Source organism: Donghicola tyrosinivorans (genome assembly GCF_003003355.1).
In the GTDB taxonomy this organism is placed as follows: Bacteria; Pseudomonadota; Alphaproteobacteria; order Rhodobacterales; family Rhodobacteraceae; genus Donghicola; species Donghicola tyrosinivorans.
The window spans coordinates 1-26749 of the sequence record NZ_PVTQ01000022.1; the positions used below are offsets into that span (position 1 = coordinate 1).

Consider the following 26749-nt stretch of genomic DNA (forward strand, 5'->3'; position numbering starts at 1 on the left):
TGGGAAACGATAGCCTTTCAGGCGCGGCATCTCAGCTGGTATCATCATGCCAAAACGCTAGACGCCCTCAGGTGCTTCAGCAAGTTGGCAATGCCGGTCGGTTCCTTCAAAGTCAGACAATGTCAGCAGCGGCGCAAACTGAGGTGGACTGAGAGGCCCTCGTGACCTGCAGCGGCATTGTCAGGTTGTTGCCAGCGACTTGTCGTTGTAGCGCGATGCCATGTTGAATCTGTCTGATCTTTCGCGCCTGAAAGGTTTCCGTTTCCCGCGCTCGGTCATTGGCTACGCGGTTTGGGCGTACCATCGCTTTGCACTCAGTTTGCGTGATGTTGAGGATCTGTTGGCCTCTCGCGGGATCACTGTTTCCTATGAAACTGTGCGTGATTGGGTGGCGCGTTTTGGCACCCAGTTTGCCGCGAAGGTGCGCCGGGATAGACCTCGCCCGGCCGACAAATGGCATCTCGACGAGGTCGTGGTGCCGATCAAGGACCGCAAGCATTGGCTTTGGCGAGCTGTTGATGCCAATGGTGACGTTCTGGACATTTTGGTCCAAACCCGCCGAAACAAGGCGGCGGCGCTGCGCTTCTTCAGAAAACTGTTCAAGGTTTGGGGTCAACCGCGCGTGATCATCACCGACAAGCTGCGGTCATACGCGCGGCGAAGGCGGACCTGGCTCCTGGCATCAAACATCACCAACACAAAGGGCTGAACAATCGTGTCGAGGCTTCACACAGACACACGCGGCGGCGGGAGAAAATCATGGGCCGGTTCAGGTCGCCCGGTCAGGCACAACGGTTCTTGTCGGTCCACGATCAAACCGCCGCCCTGTTTCGCCCTAAACGGCACCGACTTTCAGCCCGTTCCTACCGCCACGCCAGAGCCGATGCCTTCGAAATTTGGGCTGAGTATGCACGCGAGTTGATCGCTTGAAATTTACGCGCAGCCCCGTTCTTGAGTGCCATCAATAACAACCTGACAATGCCGTCGTAGTCTGTGTCGAAAGATCAGCCGTGTCTGGCGAGGCGCCTTCGGCATTCTTGGCGTTGGCTGTTGTCTGATCATCCTTCGCGGCCACCGTGCTTCTCCCTTTTTCTGAGTTGCATGACCTGCTGGTCGCTGCTGTCGTCCCGTCCACAAAGGTTGTCGCCGATCTTTTTCCCCTGGCCCTTCGGGCCATTCCTCGCGAGGCAAAAACACCGGCGCCTGCCCCTCTCCGCTACGCTCCGCCTTTGGTGTGGCCGAGCCTTGGCCCGCTGCAAGCTGACCATCATTGCAACGCAAACAAGGAGAAGAGCAATGACCACGAACTGCATCAAATTCACCAGCGCCGACATCGAAACCGCCAAGGGCGGCGGCTCCATCTCGACCCTGACCTTCGACCTCGACATCACGGTTGATCCTGTCGCGAGCGCGAACCCGATGGCCCCCACGCACCGCGTCCTCGGTCGCTCCCCGCGCGGCAAGCTGGTCGAGTGCGGCGTCATCTGGAAGAAGCAGAACAAGGCGAACGGCGCCTATTACTACACGCTGACCATCCGCGACCACGGCTTCAACGGCAACCTGGGCAAGGCCGCCAAGCAGGACGATCTGTCCTTGCAGGCCGTCATCCCTTGGGGTCCGAGAGACGCCGCCTAAGGCAGAGGCTGGCAGAGGTTTTCCCCTGCCAGCCCGTTTACAGCTGTAAATTCTGAAGCAAGCGCCGTCCGCGCATATAGTCTCTTCCCGCCTCAATAGGCACTATATAGAGGAAAAATCTTGACTTAGCGCTGTGAATCACGGCTTTTACCCCCAAGTGGCGCGAAAAGGGCCATATTTTCGATTTTGGGGCAACTAGATGATTCCTGTGACACCACTGGCAAACGAGAAGCCTTCAGCGCTCGCGACAGATATTTCCGAGCGGTTGAATGCTGCCATCCGGGAGCATCTTCTTTCAGCTTTTGCCCCAGATAGCACAAAAACGCTACGGTCTTTTTCCGCACCTGAGGCCGCAGAACTCCTCGGGGTCTCCGGTCAGTTTATGCGAAAGCTGCACTCAGAAGGAACCATCCCAGAGCCCGAAGATGTTCGTGGAGGGCGGCGCTTTTACACGGCGCAAGAGGTATGGGATGCGCGCGAGATTCTAGAGAGGTCGTCACGGAAGAAAGGGCGCTATCTGCCTCGACGGTCTGGTGACGAGAAACTGCAAGTTTGGCAGTTGATGAACTTCAAAGGCGGGTCGAGCAAGAGCACTACGAGTATTCATCTTGCGCATTATTTTGCGCTTCGCGGCTACCGTGTGTTGGTCGTTGATCTGGATCCCCAGGGGTCTCTCACATCCATGTGCGGCATCAGCCCTGAAATCGAGTTTGATGGGCTGACTGTCTATGACGCGATCCGTTACGACGGTCCAGTAAGCATGGCCGATGTCGTCGTTCCCACCTACTTCCCCGGGCTTTCGATTGCTCCGTCGCGCCTCATGTTGTCAGAATTCGAAACTGAATCTGCCGTCCATTCGAACCCCGATCAGCCGTTCTTTACGCGCATCCGAAACGCATTGTCCCAGGTCGAAGGTGATTTCGATCTCGTCCTGATGGACAGCCCACCTCAGCTGGGCTTTTTGACCATTGCTGGAATGGCCGCGGCAAGTTCGCTGATCGTCCCGTTGACGCCTTCGATGTTGGATGTTTCCTCGACCGCACAGTTCCTCGAACTTGCCGGTGCCTACATGGGGGTGATCGAGGACGCCGGCGCGACTCTACAGTATGATCACTTCAAGTTCCTGATCACGCGGGACGAGCCAACGGATGTGCCGTCACAACAGCTGACCTCGTTTATGCGTGCGCTGTTCCAGGATCGCGTCATGTCGGCGACCGCTCTCAAGAGCACAGCAATCAGTGATGCGACCATGCTCAAACAATCCATCTATGAAGTCGTGCGCTCTGAGATGACACGCGCGACGTACGATCGCGCAAAAGGTTCAATGGATGCCGTTGGCCACGAAGTGGAAGTCATGATCCACCAGTCATGGGGACGTAAGTAATGGCAAGGAAGTCACTTCGAGATATGTCGGGGATCGCGAACACCATCGCGCGTTCCAGCAGCACTTCGACTGAGAAGACTCCCAAGACAAGTGCACCAGCATTTGGAGCTCTTCAGGGGTCACTGGCGTCTATTCGTGAGATTGATCCCGGTCTGATCGATGATTGGGGGCCGAAGGATCGATTGGATGAATTTACAGCTGTAAACGCCGAGGATGACGATGAGGGTTTCGAGGCGCTCAAGAATAGCATCCGCGATGGCGGTCAGCAGGTCCCAATCCTCGTTCGGCGCTCCAAGGCTGAAGACGGGCGCTTCGAAGCGATCTATGGCCGCCGCCGTCTGAAGGCGTGCCGGGAGCTCGGCATCAAGGTGCGTGCAAACGTTCAGGATGTCGATGATGCAACGGCCTTGTTGGCCAAAGGGCTGGAAAATGCGGCACGCCGCAACCTTTCGTTCTATGAGAAGGCGCGCTTTGCAGAAGCGATCCAAGCTGCGGGTCACGAAAGTACGACAGTGCGCCAGGTTTTGAATCTTTCAGCCTCAGGGCATTCGCACCTTACGAAGGTAACGCAGAATGTCCCGCCCCGAGTGGGCGACCTGATAGGTGCAGCACCCAAATCCGGCAGGCCGAGGTGGACAGACCTTGCCGAGCTATTCCTCGAACGGAAGCTCACCGAGAAAGTCGCACTCGACCTGCTGACCAAGATCAGCGCCTCATCGACGTCTGATGAGCGGTTGGAAGCGCTGATCAAGCATGCAAGCAAGCGCGGAACGAAAGCGTCCAGCGGTCCTCGTGAGATTACGCCGATAGACGGTGTCGTCATCAAAGCAGGCCGAGGGAGCGTATCTCTTTCGGTGAAGAAGTCCGGCACAAGTGCTGAGTTCGCAAACTGGCTTGAGAGCAATCTCGCGGACATCATCAAGAGATCCTACGCCGAATTTACAGATGTAAACTCGGAGGATGACAAGTGAGGACGAGCAGAAAGGAGGAAAGGTAAACAAAGAAAGCCCCCGAAACCGAAGCTTCGAGGGCTGCTGCGCAGAGCGCAATTCTTAGATTAGACACCTAGAATCTAGCAGCCACCGAATCGCCACACAAGAGAAAACGCTTCCGAGCGAACGGGATTTCTTTGTCTGCTGATAAAACATGGAAAAATTCAGTGATGCTCCGTCTGGAGTGACTGAAGCAGGTATGCCTCAGCACGAGAGAGATATGCCCATCGTGTGGCAGCCCTCAGGCTGGCGCAAGCCGACACCGGGTCTTGGCATTGCAGAGCAGCTTGCCCAAGCCGGTGAACGGGTAGATGTACCTAAATCACGAGCCTTCGTGGCGGTGAAGCGGGTGGGGGCCTACATTGGCCTCAAGGCCGGAGACATGATGCTTCTCGACACGCTCGGGGCCTTTACCCAGGCTCAGGACTGGGAGGAGGGGCAGCGCCCGATCGTCTGGGCCTCGAACGCCTATCTGATGGAACAGACGGGGTTCTCGCTTTCCGCGCTCAAGCGACACGCCCGGCGTCTGGCCGAGGCCGGGGTGATTTCCTTTCAGGACAGCCCGAACGGCAAGCGGTGGGGCCGTCGGGACGCCGAGGGACGCATCGTCGAGGCCTATGGCTTCGATCTGTCGCCGCTTTCAGCCCGTGTCGATGAGTTCGAGGAGCTTCATACCGATTTGCAGGCCGAGCGCGAGCTCTGCCAACGCCTGAAGCGTCAGATCACGGTGGCACGCCGTATGATCCGCGCGCGGATCGAGGCGGCCGTCAGCAACGCGCTGCGCGGGCCATGGACGCAATTCACAGGCCTTTTCGAGGAGCTTCTGGACCGACTTCCTCGCCGCCACGAAGCCTCAGACCAGCTTGTGCGGCTGCTAACTTGGTTCAAGGAGCTTCAGGAGCGCGTTGAGAAGGCCTACCTCAAGGCAATCGAGGTCTTTCAATCCGTGGAAAACACGCCGGAAACCAAGGAGCAAGTTACTAAGAAGACTCAAGAAATGAACCCCAGGGAGGTCATTTCTGAACCTCATATACTAATTACAAACCAACTTAATCCTGTAACTCGTAATTCCTCAGAAAGTGAGGAAGTCGCGGCCGTGGTGCCCAATGCTCAACCCGAAGATCAGGTTGATAGGGAGCTTGAAGAGTGGGTTGCCGAGGTGCGCAAGAAGCGCGCTGCGCTGGATCTGCCCACCGTCATGCAGGCTTGTCCCGAATTCGCATCCTGGGCGCGCAATATGGGCGGGTTCCTGAAGGATTGGGGCGATCTGCACCGGGTTGCAGGGCAGCTCAGGCCGATGATCGGGGTGTCCGAGCATGCCTGGAACGTGGCGCAGGAGCGTTTGGGCAAACAGGTGGCGACAGCAGCGCTGGCCCTTGTCTTCGAGAAACATTGCGCAGGCGAAGTGTCCTCGCCGGGCGGCTATCTGCGCGGCATGGTCGAGAAGGCCGGGGCAGGGGAGCTGCATCTCGAGCGCAGTTTCTATGGCAGGCTCAGTGGGCAGGCGGCGTGATCGGGCAGGGGGTCAGAGACCGGCGGCTTTGGTCAGGTTTACCCGGAACCGGTCGCGCCGGCGCTGGTAACGGCGGGTCATTTCGGCCGAGGCATGTCCGAGATGTTTCTGGACGTAGCGTTCGTCGACTTCCGCCGAACTGGCGAGGCCGGCACGCAGCGAGTGTCCAGAGAACAGAGCCAGTCGTTCTTTCTCGGGCAGGTCGGATCTAATGCCGGCGTCCAGGACGGTGCGCTTGATCAGCCGGGCGACATGCTTGTTGTTGAGCCGCGTTTCGGATGCCCTTTTGCCATCGCGCGAAGTGCCGACGAAGACCGGACCGAAGTCGATCTTCGCGAAGTGCAGCCACTGCTCCAGCGCATGCACGGGGCAGGTCTGATCCTTGGAGCCGCGGCCGATCTCGACTTCACGCCAACCGGTCTTTGCATTGAGCGTCAGGAGGGCGCCTTTGTCGAAAATCTCGATCCAGCCGCCCGAATCTGGCGTATCGTCCTTGTGCACGTCCAAGCTCACAATCTCGGACCGGCGCAGACCCCCGGCGTAGCCGAGCAGCAGGATTGCCCGATCCCGCAACCCGCGCAGATCATAGGGCAAAGTGGCCACCATCGCGAGGATGTCTTCCGCCAGGATCGCTTCCTTCTGAACCGGCGGTCGTGCATGCTTTCGCTTGATCCCCGAAAGGATGGAGGCAATGTGGCGGTCTTTGCGATCCAGTGTGAACCCCCGCTGGGTGTAGTTCCAAGCGAGGCCAGAGAGGCGGCGATCGATGGTTGAGACGGAGAGGGGTCGGGACGCCGACTGCGAAGGGGAGGGGCCCGACCCGGACGCCAGGTCCGCGAGATAGAGTCCGATCATCTCGGGTGAAGGTGGCAGAGGCTCAGCACCCTTTATCCGGCACCATCGTGCAAAATGCGCCCAATCCTTGGTATAGGCCTTCAACGTGTTGTCAGAGGCAGCTGCACGCGCATAGTCGCGTGCAGTGTCGATCAAGCGATCGAGTGTGCCGGACCCCGCGACATGAGAGGGCAGGGCGATGTCATCGCTTTTCTCTTGATCTTTCTCGCCCGCGCGAGCATCAACCAGCTCATCAGAGGGCGCTGACGTTGATTTCTCGGTCTCTGAGGGCATTTTCCACTAAATCCTGCGATGAAATAAATGTCGTTCTTGTTCCATGAGTGGACACTAACGTATTGATATCATTACGTTCATGTTCTTGTTTCATTCCCGGATTATAGTTTCATTATCGGACATAAGACACCTATTTTCCGGGTTTGGCCATGGTGGATCGAGCAGATATCAACGTCGTCGACGATGCTGCGTGGGAACAGGCGGTTGCGCGGGAAGCTGTGATCCGCCGCCTTGCAAGCAAGGCGCCACCTAATCGTGCCGAATTCCTAAAGGCCTGCCGCGATCTTGGTCTCAAGCGCTCTCGCCTGTACGAATTGATCTCAGCGTACAAGGCGCGCCCGGTCGCCAGTTCGTTGCTGGCGGCTCAGGTTGGGACACCGACGGGTCGCCGTCGGCTGCCTGACGAGATTGAAGCGGTGATTTCGGGGGCGATCGAGGAGTTCTACAAGTCCCTCCAGAAGCCGAGCATCAACGCCCTGCAAAAGGAGGTGCGCAGGCGGTGCAGTCAGAGGGGTTTGCGTCCCCCGTGCTGGACCACGCTGCGGGACCGTGTGGCGGCGATAGATCCGGCGGAACTCATGGCGGCGCGTGAGGGCGCTAAAGCCTCTCGCCAGCGCCATCACCCGGTGTCAGGCAGCTATCATGTCGAACGGGCCTATGAGGTGGTTCAGATCGACCACACGTTGGTGGATGTCATCGTCGTGGACCGGGTTCATCGGAAGCCTTTGCAACGGCCCTGGCTGACCCTTGCTATCGACGTCGCCAGCCGCATGGTGGCAGGGTTCTATCTGACGCTGGAGCCGCCATCAGCCTTGTCGGTTGCACTGGCCATTCAGCACTTGGTGCAGCCCAAATTCGACTGGCTGGAGAGCTTGGGGATCGACGCAGACTGGCCCGCCGAGGGATTGCCGGAGACCATTCACGTCGACAATGCCAAGGAGTTCCGCTCAAAAGCGATGAAGCGGGGCGCCGAGGAGCACGGGATTTCGTTGCAGTATCGGCCGATAGGGGCGCCACATTACGGCGGTCACATCGAGCGGCTGATCGGCACGATGATGGGGGCGGTCCACCTGCTGCCGGGATCGACCTTCAGCAGCATCAAGGACCGCGGCGACTATGATTCCGTGGGCAAGTCGGCGATGACGCTCGACGAGCTGGAGCACTGGTTGGCGCTGGAAATCACCCGTTATCATGCCGAACGGCACCGCTCGCTCGGCATTCCGCCAGTCGCGGCCTGGAACGAGGCCTATAGGCGGCGCGAGGCACCATTGCGCCGGCCTTACGATCCCGAGGGGTTCCGGATCGACTTCCTGCCGAGCACGGAACGCATGGTACGCCGCGATGGCATCCATCTCTTCGGCCTGCGGTATTGGGACGATGTCCTGAGCCTCTGGGCTGGTAGGCAGGACCGGCAATTGCGCGTTTCCTACGATCCTCGCGACCTCTCCACGGTCTTTGTCCGGAGCCCTCAGGGTCAGCGCTATGCTGTGCGGTTTGCGGACCTTCGCCATCCGTCGATCACCCTTGCGGAGCATCGTCGTGCGCAGGCGATCTTGCGCGAGCGTGGGCGCGCGCTCGAGGACGAAGACCTCATATTCGCGGTGATCGAGGAACAGCGCGCCCTTGTTGATGCGGCCAGCTTAAGGACACGGGAAGCCAGGCGGTTTTCCGAGCGACGGGACCGAGCGCTTGATGGGGTAGGAGCCTACGAGACTGAGGATGCCGACCCCGAGCCTAAGGAAAGCGAGAATGTGCTCCGGGACCACCCGGGGTTCGAAGTTGAGGAATGGTCGTGACTGTGGACAGCGCATTTGCACATGTCGATCAGGCCTACCGCCGGTTCGCGGCGCTGCCTGATGATGAGCGCATCGCCTGGATCCGCGCTGACCGCTGGATCGGTTTCGATCAGTCAGGGGCCGCTCTGGCACGTCTGGAGAACCTGCTGACCTATCCACCGCGTGACCGGATGCCATGCCTGCTGATCTACGGTGACACCGGCATGGGTAAAACCAAGATTGTCCGCAAGTTTGAACGTGACCACCCGCCGAAGTTCAGCCAGATCACCGGCGTTGACCACCGCCCGGTAGTTGTCGCGCAGGTGCCATCCGAACCCATCGAGCGCGATCTTTACCGCGAACTTCTGGCCAGCATGGGCGCACCGGCGATGACAGGCGGCACGCTCGCCCGTGAGAAGGATATCTGCCGGTCGCTGCTGCGAACCGTGGGGGCGAAGATGATCATTCTTGACGAGGTGAACGGCATGCTGGCCGGCACCTTCCGGCAACAGCGGATTTTTCTCAATGCGATCCGGTTTTTGGCCAATGACCTTCGAATTCCACTGGTGTGTGCCGGCACGGATCTGGCACGGCAGGCACTGCTGACCGATGCACAACTGGCCGAGCGCTTCGAGGCGCTCCATCTCAAGCCCTGGCAGAACGATGTCGCCTTCGCGGGGCTCCTGAAAAGCTTCGAACGCATCCTGCCCTTGCGCGAGCCCTCCGATCTGATCAGCGGAGAGGCCCGAGAGCGGATTCACAAGCTGACCTCCGGCGTGACGGCGCGCATCTTCCGCCTGATCGAGACGGCGGCGGAAGATGCGGTCCGGTCGGGCAAGGAGCGCCTCGACGCGGAAAGTTTCGGCGACAATCTGGTGCTGCCGCTGGTTTCGATGACCCAGACTGCTCGGCGGCGGGGCAAGCCCGTGCAACAACGGGTCGGGGCATGATGGTTTCGGCCCGACTGCCCGTCGCGCCGCGTCCGTTCCGGGACGAACTGCTCTCGTCCTGGATGGCGCGGGTTGCCGCGCGCTACGGGGCGGAGCCCCTTGAGCTGATGGTGTACCTGGCGGGGCAGGGGGGTAGGGACGCAGGCGCGCGGCAGGTTGACGATGTGGCGCCGGATATGGGGCTGCTCATGCTTTGGACGAAGGCCTGCAGGATCGATCCGGAACGGCTTCGTCGCAGGTCGCTGGCGTCCCGATATCCTGCTCAGCCGCGGGATTGGTGTCTGACCGAGACTGTGCCGGTCTGCCTTGCCTGCTTCGATGCGGATGTTGCTGCCGGTCGCGATGCCTATCTGCGAGGGCATTGGCGATTGACGGAGCAGGTGGTTTGCCCGGTACACCGAACCATGCTCCTGGATCGCTGCCCCACTTGTCGCGGTCACCTGAGGCTTTCCCTTCGCATGTTGAATGGCCTGCTGCGTCCCTTCTGCCGCAAGTGCGACGCCGTTCTGACTGGTGGGGGAGGGGAGGCAGAGGACCCTTTGAAGTTGGATTTTGCCGCAGGTGTCCTCGATCTCCAACGCCAGATCAGCGAAATCGTCAGAGGGGACACCGGCCATCTCGATCGACTCGAGTATGCAATTCGCACTCTGTGGGCGCCGCTCGACCGCGACGGGGCGGCCCGGCCCGTCCTCGCGCTCTGGTACGACGAACCGGGTTGGAATTGTCCCTACGAGGCCCGTGCGGCCGTCGGTCGGTCCGCACCTCTTCAGCACCTATCAGTGCGCTGGCGGGCTCTGACGCTGGTGATACTGCATGATCTCTTTGGAGCAGATCTGGTGCCCGGTGCGGTCCTGCCGGAGGCTGCCCTCGTCCTGTTCCGGCGTGCCGCCCCATTGCCGTGGCTCACGGATGGGCAGGATCTAAGGAAAGGCAAAGGAAAGCGCACGATTGACGCTGGAGCGGAACGAGTCCACAGATTGAGCAAGAGGCCCGTCCACCGGTCAAATGGAAATTTCCTCGACGAGAGAGGCGATTTCGGCCGAATCCACCCATGAAACTAAAACGACACTGCCCCCTCCGGCATCAGACCCCATTATGTCCGATAATGCAAACTTATTGGACATAAACGATCTTTGCAAGAAGGGGCGCTTATCGTCTATATTTCTAGTATAAAGCGCCGCCATGAGTTACGGTTTATCTATGCCTTACCCTCGCTCTGATCTTCTCAGTGACCCAGATTTGCTCCCCAGACTGCCGACCTGGGTGATCTCTGCGCGTGCGGAAACCCTTGAAGATGCGGCATTTCTTTCCGGCGCCGCGTTGAGTCACTTACAGCGTGCGCTGGGACGCGCTGACGTGCCCCAAGCTCTCTTGGGGGATCGTCTGGCTTTGCGCGCGGCGGAGGCCTGTGTGGTCTTTTCCGGACGTCCGGAGCGGGCAGGAGATTTGCGCGATGCGATCCATCTTATACGGCCAGGAGATTTGCCAGGACCCGCGGGTGAAACCTACCTTGCCTGGCGCCGCGCGGTGGAGCGGCCCGTATCGGTCAAAGCCTTGAAACGGGCTTTGACAGCAACAGACCCAGACCAGATCGCCCCGTGGCTGGATGCGGGACAGGGCGCACCGGTGACACGGGCTGCGATGGTGCTGGAGGCCGTACTAACAGACGCGCCGCGGGCTGAGGTGCCAGCGCTGATCCTCGCCGATGCGGCCCTGTCGCAGGCCCTTGGCTGGGGTCATCTCGTGCCCCTGCTTGCTTCCGGCCTGAAACGCGCCGATCTGAGGAAGCAAGGTGAGGACCTGCGCCTGGCCTGTCATCGCGCGGTGGTGGCGTCGACCATAGAGGCCGTCTGGCTGGCTGGGGAGGTCATGCGACGGGCCACGCACCTAAAATCCGTTGCCCCGAAACTCAGGGCTAAAGCAGCGGGGGAGGCGGTTGAGATGTTTCTGACCCGCGATGCGGTGGCACCGGCCAATTTGCCGATGCCGGATCGCGCCGCGCGGCGGCTGTGTGACCGGTTGGTCGATCTTGGTGCTATTCGGGAACTCACCGGCCGTGAGACCTTCCGACTCTACGGGGTGTAACATGACGAAGAGCAAACCTGAGGAGCCGTTGGATCGCGAGCTTTCTGAACTGCCGCCCGATTTGCGCTGGCGGGAATGGATGCGCCGAATTGAGGCGGTGCTCTTTGCCTCTGCTTCGCCAGTGCCGCGCGAGGATCTTGCCCGGATTGTGGGGCAGGGGGCTTCAGTCGACCTGCTGGTCGAGGACCTCAGGGCCGATCTGGAGGGGCGGGCGTTTGAAGTTGCGCAGGTCGCCGGCGGTTGGATGTTTCGGACGCGGCCGGTCTATGCGCCTGCCATTCGCGCTGCAGCGGATGTTGGCGTGCAGGTTTTGGATCTGAGTGAATTCGAAGTCGCGGTTCTCGGGGCGATCGCCTACCATCAACCAATCACCCGTGACGGGCTCAAAGATATCTTCGGCAAGGAAATCAGCCGGGACCTGATTGGCCGGCTGCACGCGCAGAACCTGATCGGGACGGGGCCACGGTCCCCGCGTCGCGGTGCGCCATACACCTATGTAACCACGGAGAAGTTCCTCGCGGTGTTCGATTTGGAGACATTGCAAGATTTGCCCGATCGGGAGCAGCTGATGGATGCTGGTTTTGATGGCGGGGCATTGGGATAGCGGGCGAATAGTGAGGGCTGCCGAAACCTTGAGATCCTGAAAATGTACTATGCCGTGGGCAAGCACTGCCACGTGCTTGTGACCAAGTGAAGGCTCGGCCAAGACAACAAAGCTGTGCTAAGTTTTCGCATTGTGCCTTTAATTGTAGTATTGCACCCTTAGTTGCCAGACAGGTCGAACCTGTGGGCAAGACGCTCCACATTTGTCGCTCTTCTATGAAGTTTGCCTTTATTCGAGGCGTGTAATGTTGAGTGACCGCCAGCGAAGCAGTATTTGGAAATACTGTAATTAAGGGTGTAAAATTGTCCTTAAACGCGATAAATCCGCAGAGTCTGATTGATTAGGGAACGGTCGAGGCCGCGCGCGGACAGTTTAAGCTCGAGGCGCTCAAGCGGGAAGCAGCCGTGCCGAAGGAATGGGACGCAGCGCTCGAACAGCAGGAGGATTTCATTGCGGATTTGTTGGGTGGGCAATGACGTGACGGTCCTTTTAACCTACAATGGTTCGGGTATATCTTTTGGGTCTGGAAGGTAGTTTGTTTTGAGAGTTGAGGCCGCGGAAAATCCAAAGCATGATCCGATCGAAGGTGTCTCTTTGGACGACGCTCGCTCGGTTCTTCGGTCCGCGACGCCTGGTGGTGGAATTGGTCTGGAAGAAGTCATTCGCACGTTCGACTGCGACGCGCTTCATGCTGATGAGATTCTACGGGCGTTGGCCGTGGCTGGCTACATCGAACCATCGGATGTCCGAGGACAGCTCCTATCCTGGACACTTACGCCAAATGGCAATCGGCTGGCCTTGGAAAAGAAGCGAAAACGTATCGATCCTGAAAAGGTCAATGCTACTGTCTTAGAGCTGATTAGGCGTGCGAAGATCATCAATTCGGACCCTGATCGTCTGCAACGTATCACCTTGAAGTTATTTGGCAGCGCCTTGGAGGAGCGGGACGACTACGGTGATGTCGATGTTTCCATCAACTTTCACCGACGCCAATTGCCAGTGGAAGAACGTGAGCGCATAGAAGCTGGGTTACGGACACGCCAAAGCGACCATGATCGCCAGACGGTGATGGGACTGGTCATGGGGGCTGAGCTGCAGGACACTCGCGAGATCCGGGCCGTGCTCAAGAAAGGTTTGCCGTACCTATCGCTGATGCGTGATGATCCTATGGAGCTTGGGATTCCGTTCCGCTGGCTGGTTGATCACGATATCGACATGGACGCAGCGCGCGACGTTGCTGAGACCACCTTCAGGCCCAACGCGCCATCTCTCTTCGAGCAGACCACACGAGAGCTTCCGCCGGTTAGCCTCATGAAAGCGCGCTATCGGGAGATGGCCCCTATGACGAAGGTCTCTGTGGAAGGCCTCCACATCGGCATGGAGGATGCCCCTCGGCTCGAAGAGGCTTTGTGGTCTCCTTGGGTGACAGACGAAGGTGACCTAGTTCCGAACGATGCGAGAGACGATCCATGTGTTCGGTTCGCGGGGTTTCAGCACCTTTGCCCAATCTGGAAGGAGCAGATTGGCGGTGTACTGATGCTGAAACGAGCCCTGGAGTGGTGCGATCAGAACAAGGTTTGGCTGCGTGATCTCGTACCGATGGTCTCGATTTCACGAGGGAACAGGTGCAACGTTATCCGTCTCGGGGTGGTTGGCCAACTGATCTATTTCGAAGTCGGACCTACTGTTCAAAAGGGTAGTTTGATGCCGATTAACCGAACCCGTGTTTCCAAAATCGACTTGGCAGGTGCCTATGCCGTGGCACGCGCACTATCCAAAATGTACTTTGAGGCGAGATGCGCGAAGTTGGCAGCCTGTTCCGCGACAGTATTCCTGCCCTCGGTTGAACTGGAACGGCTGCCAGATTTTCCAAGTCTGGCTAGAACTGGTAATTTCAAGGAGGGCGGATTTGCCGGGCTTGTGAGGGCGGAGTTGAGATAGATGGCGCGCTTCCGGTATAGGCAAGACAATGATCGCCAAGCGCATGGCGAGCAAATATCCGGCACAGTACAATGCTGAACTGGGTGCCACGAAGACACCCATACTGCCGGTTCAGGCTCCGCCCGCTCCGGATGAAAGCCGGTTCTATCAGCACATCTTGGCAACGATCGGGGCGCTGATGTGGGGCCGTCATGCCGTATCCGAACTCGAGGTGCGCGCGCTCAGTCATCTTCGGGACATGGACCTTAGGATGTTGATGATCGACGAGGTGCACAATCTGCTTGCTGGCAGCTATCGGGAGCAACGCCGCTTTCTGATCATGCTCCGGTTCCTCGCCAACGATCTCTGTGTCTCACTCGTCGTCTTTGGTGTGAACGAAGCCCTAGATGCGGTTCGAGGAGATGACCATTTGGCCCGACGTCTGGACGAACACTATCTTCCGCTTTGGGAGGATGATGTGGAGTTCTCCCGGCTAATCCAGACACTGATTGCCGCGATGGCGCTCGAACGGCTTTGTCAGTTTGCCTGGCCTTGGGTGCTACGATCTGCCAACACGGTTTTCAGGCGACCAGATCTGCGGCGTAGTCGGCCCAAAGGCTGAACGCGTCGGACCTCGCATGGCGGTATGACCGGGCGGAGAGGCGATGGCGTTTCGGGCGGAACAAAGTGGCGATCTGGTTGTGGGCTGAGAGGATTCGCTGCACCTGACCCCGGGGACTTGAAGCGTCCCATGATCTTCTCTCGTCAACGGGTGTGCCGATGCGAAGCTTCGCTCGATTGTTCAACCCCTTGTGCTGGCGATGTTCGATCCCGGGAGCGATCTCGGCTTTGGCCGCCGCGTAGGAGCCGAGCTTGTCCGTGACCAGCCCGCGCGGCTGGCCCCAGCACCTGAACAGCTTTCGAAAGAAGCGTTTGGCTGCGCTCGTGTGCCGACGCGACTGAACCAGGATATCCAGCACATCGCCATTGGCGTCGACCGCCCTCCGGAGCCAGTGCTTCTTGCCCTTGAACTAGATGACGATTTCGTTGAGATGCCATTTGTCCGCCGGAGCGGGGCGCTCGCGACGGATCCGAGCAGCGATCTGCCCGCCAAAGCGCGCGACCTAGTCCCGCACGATCTCGTAGGAAACCCGGATCCCACGTGAGGCAAGCAGATCTTCGACGTCCCGGAGGCTGAGAGCAAACCGATGATAGGCCCAGACGGCGTAGCCGATCACGGAGCGCGGAAATCGTAAGCCCTTGATACAGGACAGGTCGGATAGATTCAGCATGGCCCTTCGCCATCCGGCGATCGGGCTGTCTGCAACCTGACACAGCCCCTTCGCCGCACCCTACATAAACGCGGTTGTTTGCAACGAAGCGGTCATGTGGCATGCTGAGTCTGCAGACGGAATCTTTTAGCTTACAAGCGGGTTATCGGAGCACTTCGTGGACCGTGTGTCGTGTTAGCTACCTCCTGATATCCTGTTCAGCTTGGAGACCGAGCAGAAGCAGCAAGGAGCCATCCGGGCGCACAGCCACGCCGAGCGAAGGCGGAAGTCTACAAAAAACGTGATTTTCATTTCGGTTCACACTATGTTCCATTGCATAGGAGACGTAAATATGTCCTTCGTGAGCTAAAGATTAGGGGTGGACGAAATGCTGACGTACAAGAGAACCAGCCTTTTCGAAGCCAATACGCAGACTTTGGTTAATACCGTAAACTGCGTCGGGGTCATGGGAAAAGGCATAGCGAAAGCTTTCAAGCAACGTGAACCGAGCATGTTCACAGCATACAAAGATATATGTGATCGAAAATTGCTGGAGCCAGGAAAGCTTTGGCTCTGGCGCGGTTCTGAGCAGTGGATACTAAATTTTCCCACAAAAAATCACTGGCGCAGTCCGTCGCGGATAGATTGGATCGAATCCGGGCTGCAAAAATTTGTATCGACTTATAAAGACCAAGGGGTGACTGATATCTCCTTTCCAAAACTTGGTTGTGGAAATGGCAACTTGGAGTGGTCAAATGTGAAGCCACTTATGGAGTACTACCTTTCGGAATTGCCGATACCGGTATTTATTCACGATTTCACAGTGGATGTTGGGCTTCCTGAACATCTCGAGCACTTGGCAAGTCAAGTCCGAACTTCGATAGAGAACTTGTCGTTTCCAAACTTCATGACTGCATTGGAAAAAATAACGGAAGTGGCTCCAACGTTACGCATCGACGAAACTAAAGAGTTTGAACTAAAATTCAACGATGGCGTGCTTGAAATACAATCGAGAAGCCATGACTGGGTATTTGAAGAGGATGATCTAAGAGGTATATGGCTTAGCCTCTTGAATGGCCTTGTGACCAAGGAGAAAGCCGGATGGACTGCAAGGGATGCGGCTGAACCCATATTGGTGATGATGCAGTTCTTGCCTAATGTACGAGCGGTACAAATCCATCGGCACGGCCGGCCAGAACCGGAAGTGGCAGTTGAGCTGCGACCAGAAGCGGAAGCTTCCTACGAGACAAAAAGTTCAAGTGCCCAGGCTGAACTCCCATGGCATTGAATGAAGGATTTGTGGATCGGCACATTACTCATTGGAGTGAGAAACTCGGTTCTAGCTACTACTCTTATCGCAAGCATTGGCCAGCGAGGCTTTTTCATCACGCACCTCTCGAAACCGCATTGGCCATCATTGCCGATGGGCACTTGAGGTCTAGAAACGACCCTCAACGCCAACAATTGCGGGACGTGGCTGCTGGCGGCGTGATTGACAATCGTCAGGACGCGCATGAGCGTGTGCGGCTCTACTTTCGGCCGCGCAACCCGACGCAATTCCACATCGAAGGCATCAGGAAAGATGCTGATTGCCAATATGGGCCCAATGTTCATGCGCCGATCTTGGTAATGTTCGTACTAGACGCCAAACGTGTTCTTACCCAACATGATGTTGCCTTTTCAGACCGGAATATGCAGAGGCATAATGCGCAATCTGGAAACGATGAAGCTTTTTTTGAAAGCATACCGTTCGCGTCAGTTTTTCACGAAGGCGGCATAGGCGGTGACTATTCAATTATCGAGCACCGATGTGCTGAGGTTCTACCTATCTCACCGCTTCCCTTGCAAGATGTACTGTCGGGAATTTGGTTTCGATCCGAACCCGAACGAGACACATTTCTTTACAAACTCGGACCAGAAGCTAGCCAGTGGCGTGATTTTTGCTCAGTGTCTGAAGAACTTAAGGTTTTTGATAAGCGCTTTACTTTCGTCGCGGATATAGCTCTATCTACGGAAGGTGTCATTTTTCGTCTCAATCATCGGCATGATTTAGGGGTAGTCGCTGTAGCCATCCAGATCATCGATTCTCAAAATACGATATGCGTAGACTTTAGAAATAATGCGCATGCGACTTTCAATAATTCGCAAGGGCGATGGATATATAAATCTAAATTGGAGCCGGGCACATACTTGGTGAAAGTTCAACTCGAGAACCACGAAGCTTACGAAGCAACGATGCGCTTGGATGATAGCTTATTCTAGGTACCATCCTCCCGAACTGCGGGTTGCGATTTTTACGTGAAGCGTAAAAATTGGAACGCTTGGCCCTCTGCCCTAAGGAGATCCATCTCGCCTTCGGCTCGACACAGGAAGGGTGAGGTGTCTTTTTGAGATGAACGTCCATATTGGGCAGGGACGATCATCTGCTGCGTCTAGCATGGAGGTCGACTCTGGGCCGAAAGCACCGATGCTGTGAAAGGTAGTTCTTAAAGGCAACGATCCTGTCGTGTGTTTGAACGCTTTAGTTCACACGCAATGTGCGTGGCGTAGTGTTACTTCTGGGCTTTGAGCGCTTCGATCTCGCGCTCCAATGCCGCAATCTTTTCACTCTGAGCGTTTTCGTGGGAATTCAATCGAAATCTCCAGACAGCGATTAGCGTGCCTAGAAATGCAATTGCACCAATGATTAGGCCGATGATCGTCTCAACTTCAGAAGGGGAGCCTACGAGAGATATGAACCCGATAAAGGCTCCGATGCCGACAAAGGTCGCAATAATATACATTGAAATCCTTTGTTTTGACAAAGGAGTTTCACTTTGTTTCACCATAGCGTGAGTGTCAATCTCGTCGCTGTTACTTCTGCCAAGATCTTGCCAATTTGCTTGATGAAATACCGCGCCTGAGTGAGTTGACGGGAAAATTCATCTCACTGAAGTTTGGTGTCTGGCGTTATCATTTTTCATTTGGCTGCGGACATTTGCTGCCATGAAGACTTTTGAGACAGATCTGGCGCTTCGAGTTTGTGGAATGACGATGCGAATTCTCTGTGTGAAGGAGAAAAGAGAGTTTAAGTTATCGCTCAGGCGCAGTTAATTCGGCAGTTTTACCGCGTAGAGTGTTTCCACGTGTGCGAATGGGGTGCAAGCAAGCTTGAGCCTTTTGTTTCTTTGTCGCTAGAGTGCCTCCATATTTCATTTCAAAGAGAGCAATGTGTTAAACACAGAGATTATCGCGCGCTGGCCTGGGAAAAGTGCCAATGATGTGGGGCCGGAGCATCCCGCAATTTATCACATGCTCGATGTCGCGGCAGTTGCGGAGCGCTTATTGAGCGATGTGGACTTGCTTCCTGCCGAAAAGCAAGCGCTGGTCTTTCTAACGGCCGTTCATGATTTGGGAAAATTATCTGACAGTTTTCGGGATATGCTGAGAGATGGGCAAAGACAGGCATACCGGCACTGGGAGTTAACTGAGATCCATTTGGATGCGAACGAAGGTTCTTTGAATGAGATTTTGAAACCTTATCGCCCCGGTCGGTTGCTTCCCCTCTTTGGGGCCTCGGCGGGGCATCATGGGCGTCCGTCGAAATTAACAAGTGACCAGCGTGCGCGTGCAGGGACCTTAATGGGTCCGCAGGCAAAAGATGATGCGCGTTTGGTGATAGAGGCCTTTGCCGAACTTTGGCCAGATGCGTCTCTCGTTCATCTGAAAGATCGCGATCTCAAGCGCCTTTCCTGGTGGCTTTCTGGTCTTGTTACGACTGCGGATTGGATCGGGTCGAATACCCATTGGTTCGAACCTATGACTGCAGGGCCCTCAGTTTCTGACTATATGCAGATTGCACGCGAAAAGGCTCAACGCGCGGTGAAGGAGGCGGGCTTAATGGTACCCGCACTCTCGGGTGTTTCGGTCTTTGATTGGCCGGAGTTGCGACCGATGCAGGCCGCTTGTCAGTCGGTTGCTCTGCAGGAGGGGCCCGTTCTCGCATTGATTGAGGATGAAACTGGGGCAGGCAAAACAGAGGCAGCCCTTATGCTCGCGCAGCGCATGCTCGAAGCTCAGAAGGGGGCGGGGCTCTTTTTTGCATTGCCGACCATGGCGACTGCGGATGCGATGTTCACTAGGGTGTCGAATTCAATCGGTCGCATTTTCAGCTCAGAGCCCACGATAACTTTGGCTCATGGCCGCGCATCGTTGTCGGCTGACTATCGTGATATTGTGCTTGGGGCTCCAAATGCGCCGGAAGATGTCGGGTGTACAGAGTGGCTCAACGACAGTCGGCGCAGGGCGCTCCTGGCGACTGTGGGGGTTGGAACAATTGATCAGGCGCTGCTGTCTGTTCTTCCCGTTAAATTCCAGACATTGCGTCACTATGGTTTGTCTTCGAAAATCCTGATTGTGGATGAGGTCCACGAGATGGGTGAGGCATATGTTGCTGAGACGCTTGTGCAATTGTTGACAGCCCATCGGGCGGCAGGCGGTTCTGCCATTCTGTTGACCGCAACGTTGCCATTACACCTGCGTCGCAAATTGCTGGCTACGTACAATGGAGTGGACGACGGCAATCCGGCCTATCCTGCGCTGACAATAGCTGCGGGCGCTGAGTGTCGTGCCTTTCCGCAGGATACGAGCTCCAAAGGGCCAGTGCGTGTGGAACGTTTGGCAACAGCGGAGGCTGCACTCGATTTGATCGCAAAGTCTGCACAGGACGGTGCGGCCTGTGTCTGGGTGCGAAACGCTGTTGATGATGCTATCGCCGCTGTGGAGGCGTTGCGTGCTCGGGGGGTAAGTGCAGACCTGCTTCACGCGCGTTACGCTCTTGGGGATCGCAAGCGGATCGAGGCAGACATTCGCAAACGATTTGGCAAGACCGGAGAAGGCCGTGCCGGCGGGGTGTTGGTTGGCACGCAGGTACTGGAATCCTCGTTGGATCTCGATTTCGATGTGATGGTATCGGATCTCGCGCCGATGGCGGGGCTTGTTCAGAGAGTGGGGCGCCTGTGGCGTCACATGGACTTGCGGCCTGCCGCAGGGCGACCTGTTGCTGAACCGGTTCTCTATGTGGTTTCCCCTGATCCTGATGAGGTGCGATCAGACCGTTGGTTGCATGATGTGCTTGATCGAGGGGCTTGGGTCTATTCCGCTGACATCATGTGGCGCACGGCACGGCATTTGTTCCAAGTTGGGCAGATCGTTGCTCCATCAGGTATTCGGGCGCTGATCGAAGCGAGCGAGGACGAAGCGATTGCGGTTCCTGCGGTGTTAGAAAAATTTGAGCTAGAGCGGCTTGGTAAAAGCGCTAGTCATGCCTCCTTGGCTTGGCAAAATGTTGTGGACTTGAAAGCAGGCTATCGATCTGGCGGGCAAGCGAATGACGATGCGTCTTACCCGACTCGATTAGGTCCCGAGCAGGTGACGCTGGTATTGTGTAAGGCTCAGGGCAATAGACTGGTGCCGCTATTTGATGGCCCAGATGGTTGGGCCATGTCAGAGGTGAGCGTTTCGCGCTCTCGTGTTGAGAAAATTGAACTTACAAATAATCCTGAAACTTTGGAAGCAGCGGGACTCAGTGATTGGCCTCAATGGAAGCAAAGCAGCCATATTTTATGTCCACTTTCCGAAGGTAAGGTCGCTGATGGGCTGGGATATGAAGCTTCTTCTGGATTGATGTTCTATTAACAAGTCTTAGTTTGGGGTGGGTACGGTTTTCCGCAGGTTTGCGTAAAGTCCTTGCGGGCAAATTAAAATTGGGTTGTTCTCACGATCATAAATAAAATTTGAGAATATTTCGACGTGCCTTTAAACCTCATTGAAGATGAATGGATTCCTATCGTCGATTTCGACGGAACCCGTCGCATTATTGCGCCGTGGCAAATGGCTGACAGAAATATTTTGCGCCCCGATTGGCCTCGGGCTGATCTAAATATCGCTTGTCTTGAATTTCTGATTGGTTTGATGTTTCTGGCCGATCCGCCGGAAGACATTGATGATTGGGAAGATCGGCAAGAGCCTGATCCGGAGCGTCTGCGCGGTCAGCTTCAGAGTTTTGCCCCTGCGTTTAATCTGATTGGGGATGGACCTCTGTTCCTCCAGGATTTTGAAGATCTGGGCAGCGACGCGAAATCGCCCGATATGCTGTTTATTGATAGTTCCGGCGGAAATACGGCGAAGAACAATGCCGATCTGATGGTCCACAGGGATCGGTATCATGGATTGGACCTTTCGCTCGCTGCGATGGCTCTATTCACTTTCCAAGCGCATGCTCCTGCCGGAGGGGCGGGGAACCGAACCTCGATGCGCGGTGGCGGCCCTATGGTGACACTTATTGATCCTAAAGACGGATTGTGGTCGCTGGTTTGGGCGAACGTGCCCTGCGGAGAGCTTGGCAAGCTAAATGATCTGCCTTGGATGAAGCCCACTCGTGTTTCTGATCACCCAAGCAAAACGGTAGAGCCGCCGCAGGGTGCCAAGTTCGATGTAGAGGCCTTCTTCGGGATGCCGCGTCGTCTGCGGTTGGTGTGTGAAGCTGGCATGATCACCGGTGTCGTTCAGAAGAAGAATGGCAACAACTATGGGATCTGGATGCATCCCCTAAGTCCATATTATCGGGTGAAAGCTGGTGAGCAAGCTTTGCCGGTCCACCCCCGCGCTGGGTCTTTTGGTTATCGGCAGTTTTTAGGAATTGTAGCGCAATCGAAAGACTCGGAACTCGCGATGTTGGCTGCATGTGTCGCTGACTGGGAAGAGCGCGGATTCAGTCAGGGCAAAAAGGCAGACGTGATTGTTGCTGGTTGGTCCATGGACAATATGAAGCCCCGGGATTTCATTCACTCGGTGCACCCTTTCTTGAAGTTGTCAGAAAATGGGGCGCTTATCCTCTCTGGCATGGTGGAGGCTGCGGATAAGGTCGCGGTGGCGCTTAGAAGTTCTTTGGCGACCTTATTGTCGGAAGGCGAGGCTCGGGAGGCAGAACGAGAAGTGTTCTTCCGCGAAACCGAGCCTGCATTTCTGGAACTGGTTCAGAAAATGACCGATGGCGCGGATGCGGAGGTCGGGCCTGAATGGATGAAGGTCTTGCGCGCGCAGGCATTAGGCCAATTCGACCAGCATGCCTTGCCTGGAATGGATCAGCGTAATGCTCAGGACATTCAAGCCATCGTCGGGGCGCGAAAACAGCTGGGGCTGACGCTCGCTGGCTATGGGAAAATGGGGGCAGATGTTTTCACCGCTTTGGGTATGGCACCGCCTGCCAGTTCCAAGAAACAAGGAAAAGCCGCATGAGTGATCATGGACAGAAAATCCGCGCCTGGTGGAGACGGTCTCTGGATCGGGAAACAGCCAGAGGGCGGGCATTGGCTGCAAAGCTACGCCGTGGCGATGGGGTTTCGGTTCTGTGTGAACCCGAAGTGCATGCGCTGGCCCAAGAGCTAGAGATCCGCGATGCCGAACGGCTGGTGCGCCTCGTTCAGGTTTTGGCCGAGGTCCGTAACGACGACAGTGTGGCCTTGGCAAAGGCGCTCGGGGGCAATGACCCCGCGCTGTCGCATCTGCGGTTTCAGAAGCTGATGCGCGCCTCCAACGACGAGATCGCCACAGGCCTGCGCAGAGCGCTGCCCTTGGTTGGCTATCGCTGCAACGTTGCTGCTCTTGGACAGGACTTGCTGTTCTGGGGCGAGAAAACCCGCACCCGTTGGTGCTTTGATTATTTCGGTGCCGAGGCACCCCGCTCGATTTCCGAGGAGACCATAGAATGACAACCTTTGTACAACTGCACCTGCTGACCAAATACGGTCCCTCGAACCCCAACCGTGATGATCAGGGGCGCCCCAAGCAGGCGAATGTGGGCGGTGCACCGCGTCTGCGTCTGTCGTCTCAGTCAATCAAGCGCGCTATTCGGGAGAGTGCATTTTTCGCATTAGACCTGAAGGACCATCAAGGCACACGGACCAAACGTCTGTTTGAAAACCTCCGGGACAAGCTTGTCGAGAACGGGGCAGAGTTGAAAGCGGCCGTTCAAGCGGCGGAAGAAGTCGCCAAGATTTTCGGAAAAATCGAAACGCCGGATAAAAAGGTCCCTGAGGTAAAACGTGGCACAACCTTGGCTTTCATCTCCCCTGAAGAGTGGGCATTGGCCGAGGATCTTGCGTCGAAAGTTCTGAACGGCGAGGATCTGCCCAAAGACAAAGATCTGAAGAAACTGGTTCTTCGCAAGGCGGACGGGGCCATCGATATTGCAATGTTCGGGCGCATGTTGGCCGACGATGCCGATTTCAATCGCGATGCCGCAGTTCAGGTTGCGCACGCCATCACTACGCACCAAGCCGTCACCGAAGATGACTGGTATTCCGCAGTCGACGATCTGAACAAAGCCGAGGATAGCGGCGCAGGTCACTTGGGCGAAAGTGGTTTCGGGTCGGGCATTTACTACCAGTATATCTGCGTCAACGTCGATCTACTGATTGAGAACCTCAAAGGAGATCGGGAGCTGGCCGCAAAGGGTATCGAAGCACTAGTTCGTGCGGCGGCAACCGCAACACCTACCGGCAAACAGAATAGCTTCGCACATCGCCCGCGGGCCTATTACATCCGCGCGGAGAAGGGTAGCCAGCAGCCCCGTGATCTGACCGGAGCGTTCTTTGCCCCAGTAAAGGCGCAGCCGTGGGAAGAAACCTCAGTCAAGGCGTTGGAAAACGCCGTCGAGAAAATCGATCGTGCCTATGGTGCTGCATACGCGGCTGAGCAGATCATGAATGTTCCTGCGGGGGAGGGCACTCTTGACGGGATCGCCGCGTTTGCCGGGGCGGCAGCGGCAGAATGACGGACTATCTGGTCTTTACTCTTTCGGCCACCATCGGTGCGATGGGTGATCTGGCCGGTCACGAGCGGCGGGGAACGCAGCTTTGGCCCGGACGATCAGCAGTGACAGGGCTTCTTGGGGCGGCACTGGGAGTTCGCCGCGATGGCGATTTTTCTGGGCTAGATCGCCTCGGTATGGCTGTTACGGCATTTGCTTCTGATACGGAAAATCATGAAGCTGATTTTCGGGACTATCACACCGTGGAGACAGTCCCGTCTGCCAAGGCTAAAAAGCCCAACTCCCGCCCGGAGGCATTGCGCACTGCCGGGCGGGAGACAAACACCACAATCACTCTGCGCGATTATCGGACCGGGCCATTGTTCGGTGTGGCGGTCTGGGGGAGTGATCTAGAAAAGCTTGAGAAGGCTCTCCTTACTCCGGTGTTTACGCTTTATTTTGGTCGTAAGTCTTGCCCTCTGTCTGCTCCTGTTTGCCCGCGCATCGTCGTTGCGCAAACACCGGAAGAGGCATTGGCCATGGTCCAGATCCCGTATTGGCGGGGCAAATGTACGGCTCGCAGATTGATTGCTGATGCCGAGGACGGGGATGCCCATATTGAGACCAGACATGATCGTCCTTTGGATCGCAATCTGTGGCACTTTGGGTCTCGAAGCGTGGCATTTCGTACGGTCGAAATCAGGGCAGGAGGTGAGTGATGTACTTAACCAAAGCCTCTTTGTCGCGGGCGCCATCCGTCAAGGCGTTGGATAAACTCCTAATGCCGTCTGAGGCAGGAAACCGCACCGACGCCCATCACCGTCTGCTATGGACATTATTTGCGGATCGGGAAGACCGGGCGCGGGATTTCCTGTGGCGGGAAGAGGGCAAAGGGTCCTTTCTGATTTTGTCTGAACGTCCTCCGGCCCCGTCGGAACTGTTTGCCAGTGTGGACAGTAAGCCCTTTGACCCGGATCTGGGGCAGGGAGATAGGCTGCGTTTTGCACTTCGGGCGAATGCGACGCGCTCCAAGGATAAGAAACGCGTCGATGTTGTTATGGACGCTCTCTATGCCCTACCGGCAGCAGAGCGAGCGGAGCGGCGCATGGATGTCGCGACAAGTGAAGGTTACGCGTGGATGCAGCGGCAGGGTGCACAGCATGGGTTCAGCGTCCTTGCTTGTGTCGCCAGCGACTATTCCGTGCATGCCTTGCCGGCATATCGCGGTCCTCGTGACAAGCAGCCTCAGTTCGGCATCCTAGATCTTGAGGGAGAACTTCAGATCACAGATCCAGCCGCATTTGTCTCGGCAGTTGGCAAGGGGTTTGGCCGAGCCAAGGCCTTTGGCTGCGGCTTGATGCTGCTTCGACGGGCGTCATGAGCAATCTGCCGGGAATGGCACCTCCGCGTCCGATCCCGCTAAAGGATCGGGCGCAACTCGTCTTCGTCGAACGTGCACAACTGGATGTTTCTGATGGCGCGTTCGTTGCTGTAAATGCGGACGGTACAAGAACCCAGATCCCAGTCGGCGGCTTGGCCGGTCTAATGTTGGAGCCAGGCGCCCGAATTTCTCACGCCGCGATCTCATTAGCGGCGCGGGTGGGTACGCTTGTCACGTGGGTCGGCGAGGGTGGTGTGAGGCTCTATTCAGCAGGGCAACCAGGCGGCGCGCGATCAGATAAGTTGCTTTGGCAGGCGTCGATTGCGCTCGATGATGCGGCACGGCTTCGTGTTGTCAGGAAAATGTATGCCCTGCGGTTTGGCGAGGATGCTCCATCGCGCCGGTCGATCAACCAGTTACGTGGCATTGAAGGCGTCCGTGTCCGAGAAACCTATGCGCTATTGGCACAGCAATATGGGGTGAATTGGAAGCGCAGGAATTACGATGTCAGTGATTGGGACGCAGGAGATATTCCCAACAGATGTCTTTCTGCGGCAACGGCATGTTTGCATGGGTTGGCCGAGGCCGCTGTACTCGCCGCTGGGTATGCACCTGCGATTGGCTTCTTGCACACGGGAAAGCCGCTGTCCTTTGTCTACGACGTTGCTGATCTTTATAAACTGACCACCGTTGTTCCCGAGGCTTTCCGCATTGCCGGGCAAGCTGCGAAGGGCAAGTTGGAGATGTCACCAGACCGTGCCGTGCGATTGGCGTGTCGCGACATGTTTCGCAAGACGGGTCTGCTTTCAGACATCATTCCTCGGATTGAGGAAGTTCTGTCGGCAGGTGATTTGCCAAAACCTGATGCGGCACCCGAGGCTTTGGGGCCAGCATTTGATGATCCGGCGCAAAGTGGAGATGACGGGCACAGATGATGGTCGTTGTTGTCTCCAGCGCGCCACCAAGGCTGCGGGGTCGGTTGGCCGCTTGGCTCGTTGAGGTCAGGGCGGGTGTGTTCGTCGGGAACTACAGCGCCAGAACGCGGCAAATGATCTGGGAGCAAATCGAGATCGGCATCGAGGATGGAGATGGTGTCATGATTTGGAAGGCTCCAACTGATCAAGGCTATGAATTCCTGACTGTTGGTCGAAACCGGCGCATGCCGGTGGATTTTGACGGCCTGAAATTGGTGAGCTTCTTTCCCAAATAAGGTCAGCTCAGGCCCGCAGATTTTCTGGGTTTTTGCGTACTCCTAATTGCCGGATTGTTCGGTACGTTCTTTGACAATTGAAAAATTATTGTAGATCAGTCATCTACAGG

Annotated in this window: 23 protein-coding genes and 2 pseudogenes; 22 read left to right on the plus strand and 3 right to left on the minus strand. The window is 56.7% G+C overall.

Features of this window, described 5'->3' with window-relative positions; translation table 11 throughout:
- Positions 1 to 220 precede the first annotated feature (220 nt).
- The 5 genes and pseudogenes from CLV74_RS19715 (at position 221) to repC (ending at position 5524) form a co-directional block, all read left to right on the plus strand.
- Positions 221 to 930 (plus strand): annotated as a pseudogene (locus CLV74_RS19715) (IS6 family transposase).
- Positions 931 to 1296: 366 nt separating this feature from the next.
- Entirely contained in the window at positions 1297 to 1635 is a 339-nt protein-coding gene (locus tag CLV74_RS19725; RefSeq protein ID WP_106268261.1) for a DUF736 family protein, read from the plus strand.
- Positions 1636 to 1834: 199 nt separating this feature from the next.
- Positions 1835 to 3019, plus strand: a complete 1185-nt coding sequence (gene repA, locus CLV74_RS19730; RefSeq protein ID WP_106268264.1) for a plasmid partitioning protein RepA — start codon at positions 1835 to 1837, stop codon at positions 3017 to 3019.
- Positions 3019 to 3990, plus strand: a complete 972-nt coding sequence (gene repB, locus CLV74_RS19735) for a plasmid partitioning protein RepB (RefSeq protein ID WP_106268266.1) — start codon at positions 3019 to 3021, stop codon at positions 3988 to 3990. The genes repA and repB overlap by 1 nt, the downstream gene beginning before the upstream one ends.
- A gap of 241 nt (positions 3991 to 4231) precedes the next feature.
- Positions 4232 to 5524, plus strand: coding sequence for a plasmid replication protein RepC (repC, locus tag CLV74_RS19740; RefSeq protein WP_106268319.1), 1293 nt, complete (start codon positions 4232 to 4234; stop codon positions 5522 to 5524).
- A 12-nt stretch (positions 5525 to 5536) separates the two neighbouring features.
- Here the strand turns inward: repC and CLV74_RS19745 are convergent, their stop codons facing one another.
- A complete protein-coding gene (locus tag CLV74_RS19745) occupies positions 5537 to 6652 on the minus strand; it encodes a tyrosine-type recombinase/integrase (RefSeq protein WP_106268268.1) in 1116 nt (371 codons plus the stop codon).
- A 149-nt stretch (positions 6653 to 6801) separates the two neighbouring features.
- Here CLV74_RS19745 and CLV74_RS19750 point away from each other — a divergent pair, with 149 nt between their 5' ends.
- The 7 genes from CLV74_RS19750 (at position 6802) to CLV74_RS19780 (ending at position 14608) form a co-directional block, all read left to right on the plus strand.
- A complete protein-coding gene (locus CLV74_RS19750) occupies positions 6802 to 8448 on the plus strand; it encodes a Mu transposase C-terminal domain-containing protein (RefSeq protein WP_106268270.1) in 1647 nt (548 codons plus the stop codon).
- Positions 8439 to 9377 carry a TniB family NTP-binding protein gene (locus CLV74_RS19755; protein WP_106268272.1) on the plus strand — a complete coding sequence of 313 codons (939 nt, stop codon included), beginning with the start codon at positions 8439 to 8441 and terminating at the stop codon, positions 9375 to 9377. Before CLV74_RS19750 ends, CLV74_RS19755 begins: the two co-directional genes overlap by 10 nt.
- A gap of 62 nt (positions 9378 to 9439) precedes the next feature.
- Complete coding sequence (locus CLV74_RS19760) at positions 9440 to 10432, plus strand: TniQ family protein (RefSeq protein WP_245888623.1); 993 nt, start codon at positions 9440 to 9442, stop codon at positions 10430 to 10432.
- Between the two features lie 145 nt (positions 10433 to 10577).
- Entirely contained in the window at positions 10578 to 11462 is an 885-nt protein-coding gene (locus tag CLV74_RS19765) for a DUF1403 family protein (RefSeq protein WP_106268324.1), read from the plus strand.
- A gap of 1 nt (position 11463) precedes the next feature.
- Positions 11464 to 12066, plus strand: coding sequence for an SMC-Scp complex subunit ScpB (gene scpB / locus CLV74_RS19770; RefSeq protein WP_106268274.1), 603 nt, complete (start codon positions 11464 to 11466; stop codon positions 12064 to 12066).
- A gap of 594 nt (positions 12067 to 12660) precedes the next feature.
- Complete coding sequence (locus CLV74_RS19775) at positions 12661 to 14007, plus strand: hypothetical protein (RefSeq protein WP_146134991.1); 1347 nt, start codon at positions 12661 to 12663, stop codon at positions 14005 to 14007.
- Between the two features lie 16 nt (positions 14008 to 14023).
- Positions 14024 to 14608, plus strand: a complete 585-nt coding sequence (locus tag CLV74_RS19780) for a TniB family NTP-binding protein (RefSeq protein ID WP_281260672.1) — start codon at positions 14024 to 14026, stop codon at positions 14606 to 14608.
- Here CLV74_RS19780 and CLV74_RS19785 read toward each other — a convergent pair.
- Positions 14568 to 15278 (minus strand): annotated as a pseudogene (locus CLV74_RS19785) (IS6 family transposase). The gene CLV74_RS19780 and the pseudogene CLV74_RS19785 sit on opposite strands and share 41 nt — an antisense overlap.
- A 367-nt stretch (positions 15279 to 15645) precedes the next feature.
- Between CLV74_RS19785 and CLV74_RS19790 the strand changes: the two are divergent.
- Both CLV74_RS19790 and CLV74_RS19795 read left to right on the plus strand, forming a co-directional pair.
- On the plus strand, positions 15646 to 16545 hold the full coding sequence (locus tag CLV74_RS19790) for a macro domain-containing protein (RefSeq protein ID WP_146134992.1): 900 nt from the start codon (positions 15646 to 15648) through the stop codon (positions 16543 to 16545).
- A complete protein-coding gene (locus tag CLV74_RS19795) occupies positions 16536 to 17519 on the plus strand; it encodes a DarT ssDNA thymidine ADP-ribosyltransferase family protein (RefSeq protein ID WP_106268282.1) in 984 nt (327 codons plus the stop codon). Before CLV74_RS19790 ends, CLV74_RS19795 begins: the two co-directional genes overlap by 10 nt.
- A 290-nt stretch (positions 17520 to 17809) precedes the next feature.
- Here CLV74_RS19795 and CLV74_RS19800 read toward each other — a convergent pair whose 3' ends face one another.
- Positions 17810 to 18040 carry a hypothetical protein gene (locus tag CLV74_RS19800; RefSeq protein WP_106268284.1) on the minus strand — a complete coding sequence of 77 codons (231 nt, stop codon included), beginning with the start codon at positions 18038 to 18040 and terminating at the stop codon, positions 17810 to 17812.
- 427 nt (positions 18041 to 18467) lie between these two features.
- Here CLV74_RS19800 and cas3 point away from each other — a divergent pair, with 427 nt between their 5' ends.
- The 8 genes from cas3 (at position 18468) to cas2e (ending at position 26639) form a co-directional block, all read left to right on the plus strand.
- The gene (cas3, locus tag CLV74_RS19805; RefSeq protein ID WP_245888622.1) at positions 18468 to 20933 is read left to right on the plus strand and encodes a CRISPR-associated helicase Cas3'; all 2466 of its coding nucleotides are present in this window, start codon (positions 18468 to 18470) and stop codon (positions 20931 to 20933) included.
- Positions 20934 to 21047: 114 nt separating this feature from the next.
- On the plus strand, positions 21048 to 22535 hold the full coding sequence (gene casA, locus CLV74_RS19810; protein ID WP_106268288.1) for a type I-E CRISPR-associated protein Cse1/CasA: 1488 nt from the start codon (positions 21048 to 21050) through the stop codon (positions 22533 to 22535).
- The gene (gene casB, locus CLV74_RS19815) at positions 22532 to 23008 is read left to right on the plus strand and encodes a type I-E CRISPR-associated protein Cse2/CasB (RefSeq protein WP_106268290.1); all 477 of its coding nucleotides are present in this window, start codon (positions 22532 to 22534) and stop codon (positions 23006 to 23008) included. The genes casA and casB overlap by 4 nt, the downstream gene beginning before the upstream one ends.
- Positions 23005 to 24072: a type I-E CRISPR-associated protein Cas7/Cse4/CasC gene (gene cas7e, locus CLV74_RS19820; RefSeq protein WP_106268292.1), complete on the plus strand. Its 1068-nt coding sequence runs from the start codon at positions 23005 to 23007 to the stop codon at positions 24070 to 24072. The genes casB and cas7e overlap by 4 nt, the downstream gene beginning before the upstream one ends.
- Positions 24069 to 24767: a type I-E CRISPR-associated protein Cas5/CasD gene (gene cas5e, locus CLV74_RS19825; RefSeq protein WP_106268294.1), complete on the plus strand. Its 699-nt coding sequence runs from the start codon at positions 24069 to 24071 to the stop codon at positions 24765 to 24767. Before cas7e ends, cas5e begins: the two co-directional genes overlap by 4 nt.
- Positions 24767 to 25429, plus strand: a complete 663-nt coding sequence (cas6e, locus tag CLV74_RS19830) for a type I-E CRISPR-associated protein Cas6/Cse3/CasE (protein WP_106268296.1) — start codon at positions 24767 to 24769, stop codon at positions 25427 to 25429. The genes cas5e and cas6e overlap by 1 nt, the downstream gene beginning before the upstream one ends.
- Positions 25426 to 26364, plus strand: coding sequence for a type I-E CRISPR-associated endonuclease Cas1e (gene cas1e, locus CLV74_RS19835; RefSeq protein ID WP_106268298.1), 939 nt, complete (start codon positions 25426 to 25428; stop codon positions 26362 to 26364). Before cas6e ends, cas1e begins: the two co-directional genes overlap by 4 nt.
- A complete protein-coding gene (gene cas2e, locus CLV74_RS19840) occupies positions 26361 to 26639 on the plus strand; it encodes a type I-E CRISPR-associated endoribonuclease Cas2e (RefSeq protein WP_106268301.1) in 279 nt (92 codons plus the stop codon). Before cas1e ends, cas2e begins: the two co-directional genes overlap by 4 nt.
- The last annotated feature ends 110 nt before the right edge of the window (positions 26640 to 26749 follow it).

Excerpts from the sequence above, each read along its gene's own strand:
- CLV74_RS19725 (WP_106268261.1), top strand. The coding sequence starts at position 1,297 with ATGACCACGAACTGCATCAAATTCACCAGCGCCGACATCGAAACCGCC.
- repA (WP_106268264.1), top strand. The coding sequence starts at position 1,835 with ATGATTCCTGTGACACCACTGGCAAACGAGAAGCCTTCAGCGCTCGCG.
- repB (WP_106268266.1), top strand. The coding sequence starts at position 3,019 with ATGGCAAGGAAGTCACTTCGAGATATGTCGGGGATCGCGAACACCATC.
- repC (WP_106268319.1), top strand. The coding sequence starts at position 4,232 with ATGCCCATCGTGTGGCAGCCCTCAGGCTGGCGCAAGCCGACACCGGGT.
- CLV74_RS19745 (WP_106268268.1), bottom strand. The coding sequence starts at position 6,652 with ATGCCCTCAGAGACCGAGAAATCAACGTCAGCGCCCTCTGATGAGCTG.
- CLV74_RS19750 (WP_106268270.1), top strand. The coding sequence starts at position 6,802 with ATGGTGGATCGAGCAGATATCAACGTCGTCGACGATGCTGCGTGGGAA.
- CLV74_RS19755 (WP_106268272.1), top strand. The coding sequence starts at position 8,439 with ATGGTCGTGACTGTGGACAGCGCATTTGCACATGTCGATCAGGCCTAC.
- CLV74_RS19760 (WP_245888623.1), top strand. The coding sequence starts at position 9,440 with ATGGCGCGGGTTGCCGCGCGCTACGGGGCGGAGCCCCTTGAGCTGATG.
- CLV74_RS19765 (WP_106268324.1), top strand. The coding sequence starts at position 10,578 with ATGCCTTACCCTCGCTCTGATCTTCTCAGTGACCCAGATTTGCTCCCC.
- scpB (WP_106268274.1), top strand. The coding sequence starts at position 11,464 with ATGACGAAGAGCAAACCTGAGGAGCCGTTGGATCGCGAGCTTTCTGAA.
- CLV74_RS19790 (WP_146134992.1), top strand. The coding sequence starts at position 15,646 with ATGCTGACGTACAAGAGAACCAGCCTTTTCGAAGCCAATACGCAGACT.
- CLV74_RS19795 (WP_106268282.1), top strand. The coding sequence starts at position 16,536 with ATGGCATTGAATGAAGGATTTGTGGATCGGCACATTACTCATTGGAGT.
- CLV74_RS19800 (WP_106268284.1), bottom strand. The coding sequence starts at position 18,040 with ATGTATATTATTGCGACCTTTGTCGGCATCGGAGCCTTTATCGGGTTC.
- casB (WP_106268290.1), top strand. The coding sequence starts at position 22,532 with ATGAGTGATCATGGACAGAAAATCCGCGCCTGGTGGAGACGGTCTCTG.
- cas7e (WP_106268292.1), top strand. The coding sequence starts at position 23,005 with ATGACAACCTTTGTACAACTGCACCTGCTGACCAAATACGGTCCCTCG.
- cas5e (WP_106268294.1), top strand. The coding sequence starts at position 24,069 with ATGACGGACTATCTGGTCTTTACTCTTTCGGCCACCATCGGTGCGATG.
- cas6e (WP_106268296.1), top strand. The coding sequence starts at position 24,767 with ATGTACTTAACCAAAGCCTCTTTGTCGCGGGCGCCATCCGTCAAGGCG.
- cas1e (WP_106268298.1), top strand. The coding sequence starts at position 25,426 with ATGAGCAATCTGCCGGGAATGGCACCTCCGCGTCCGATCCCGCTAAAG.
- cas2e (WP_106268301.1), top strand. The coding sequence starts at position 26,361 with ATGATGGTCGTTGTTGTCTCCAGCGCGCCACCAAGGCTGCGGGGTCGG.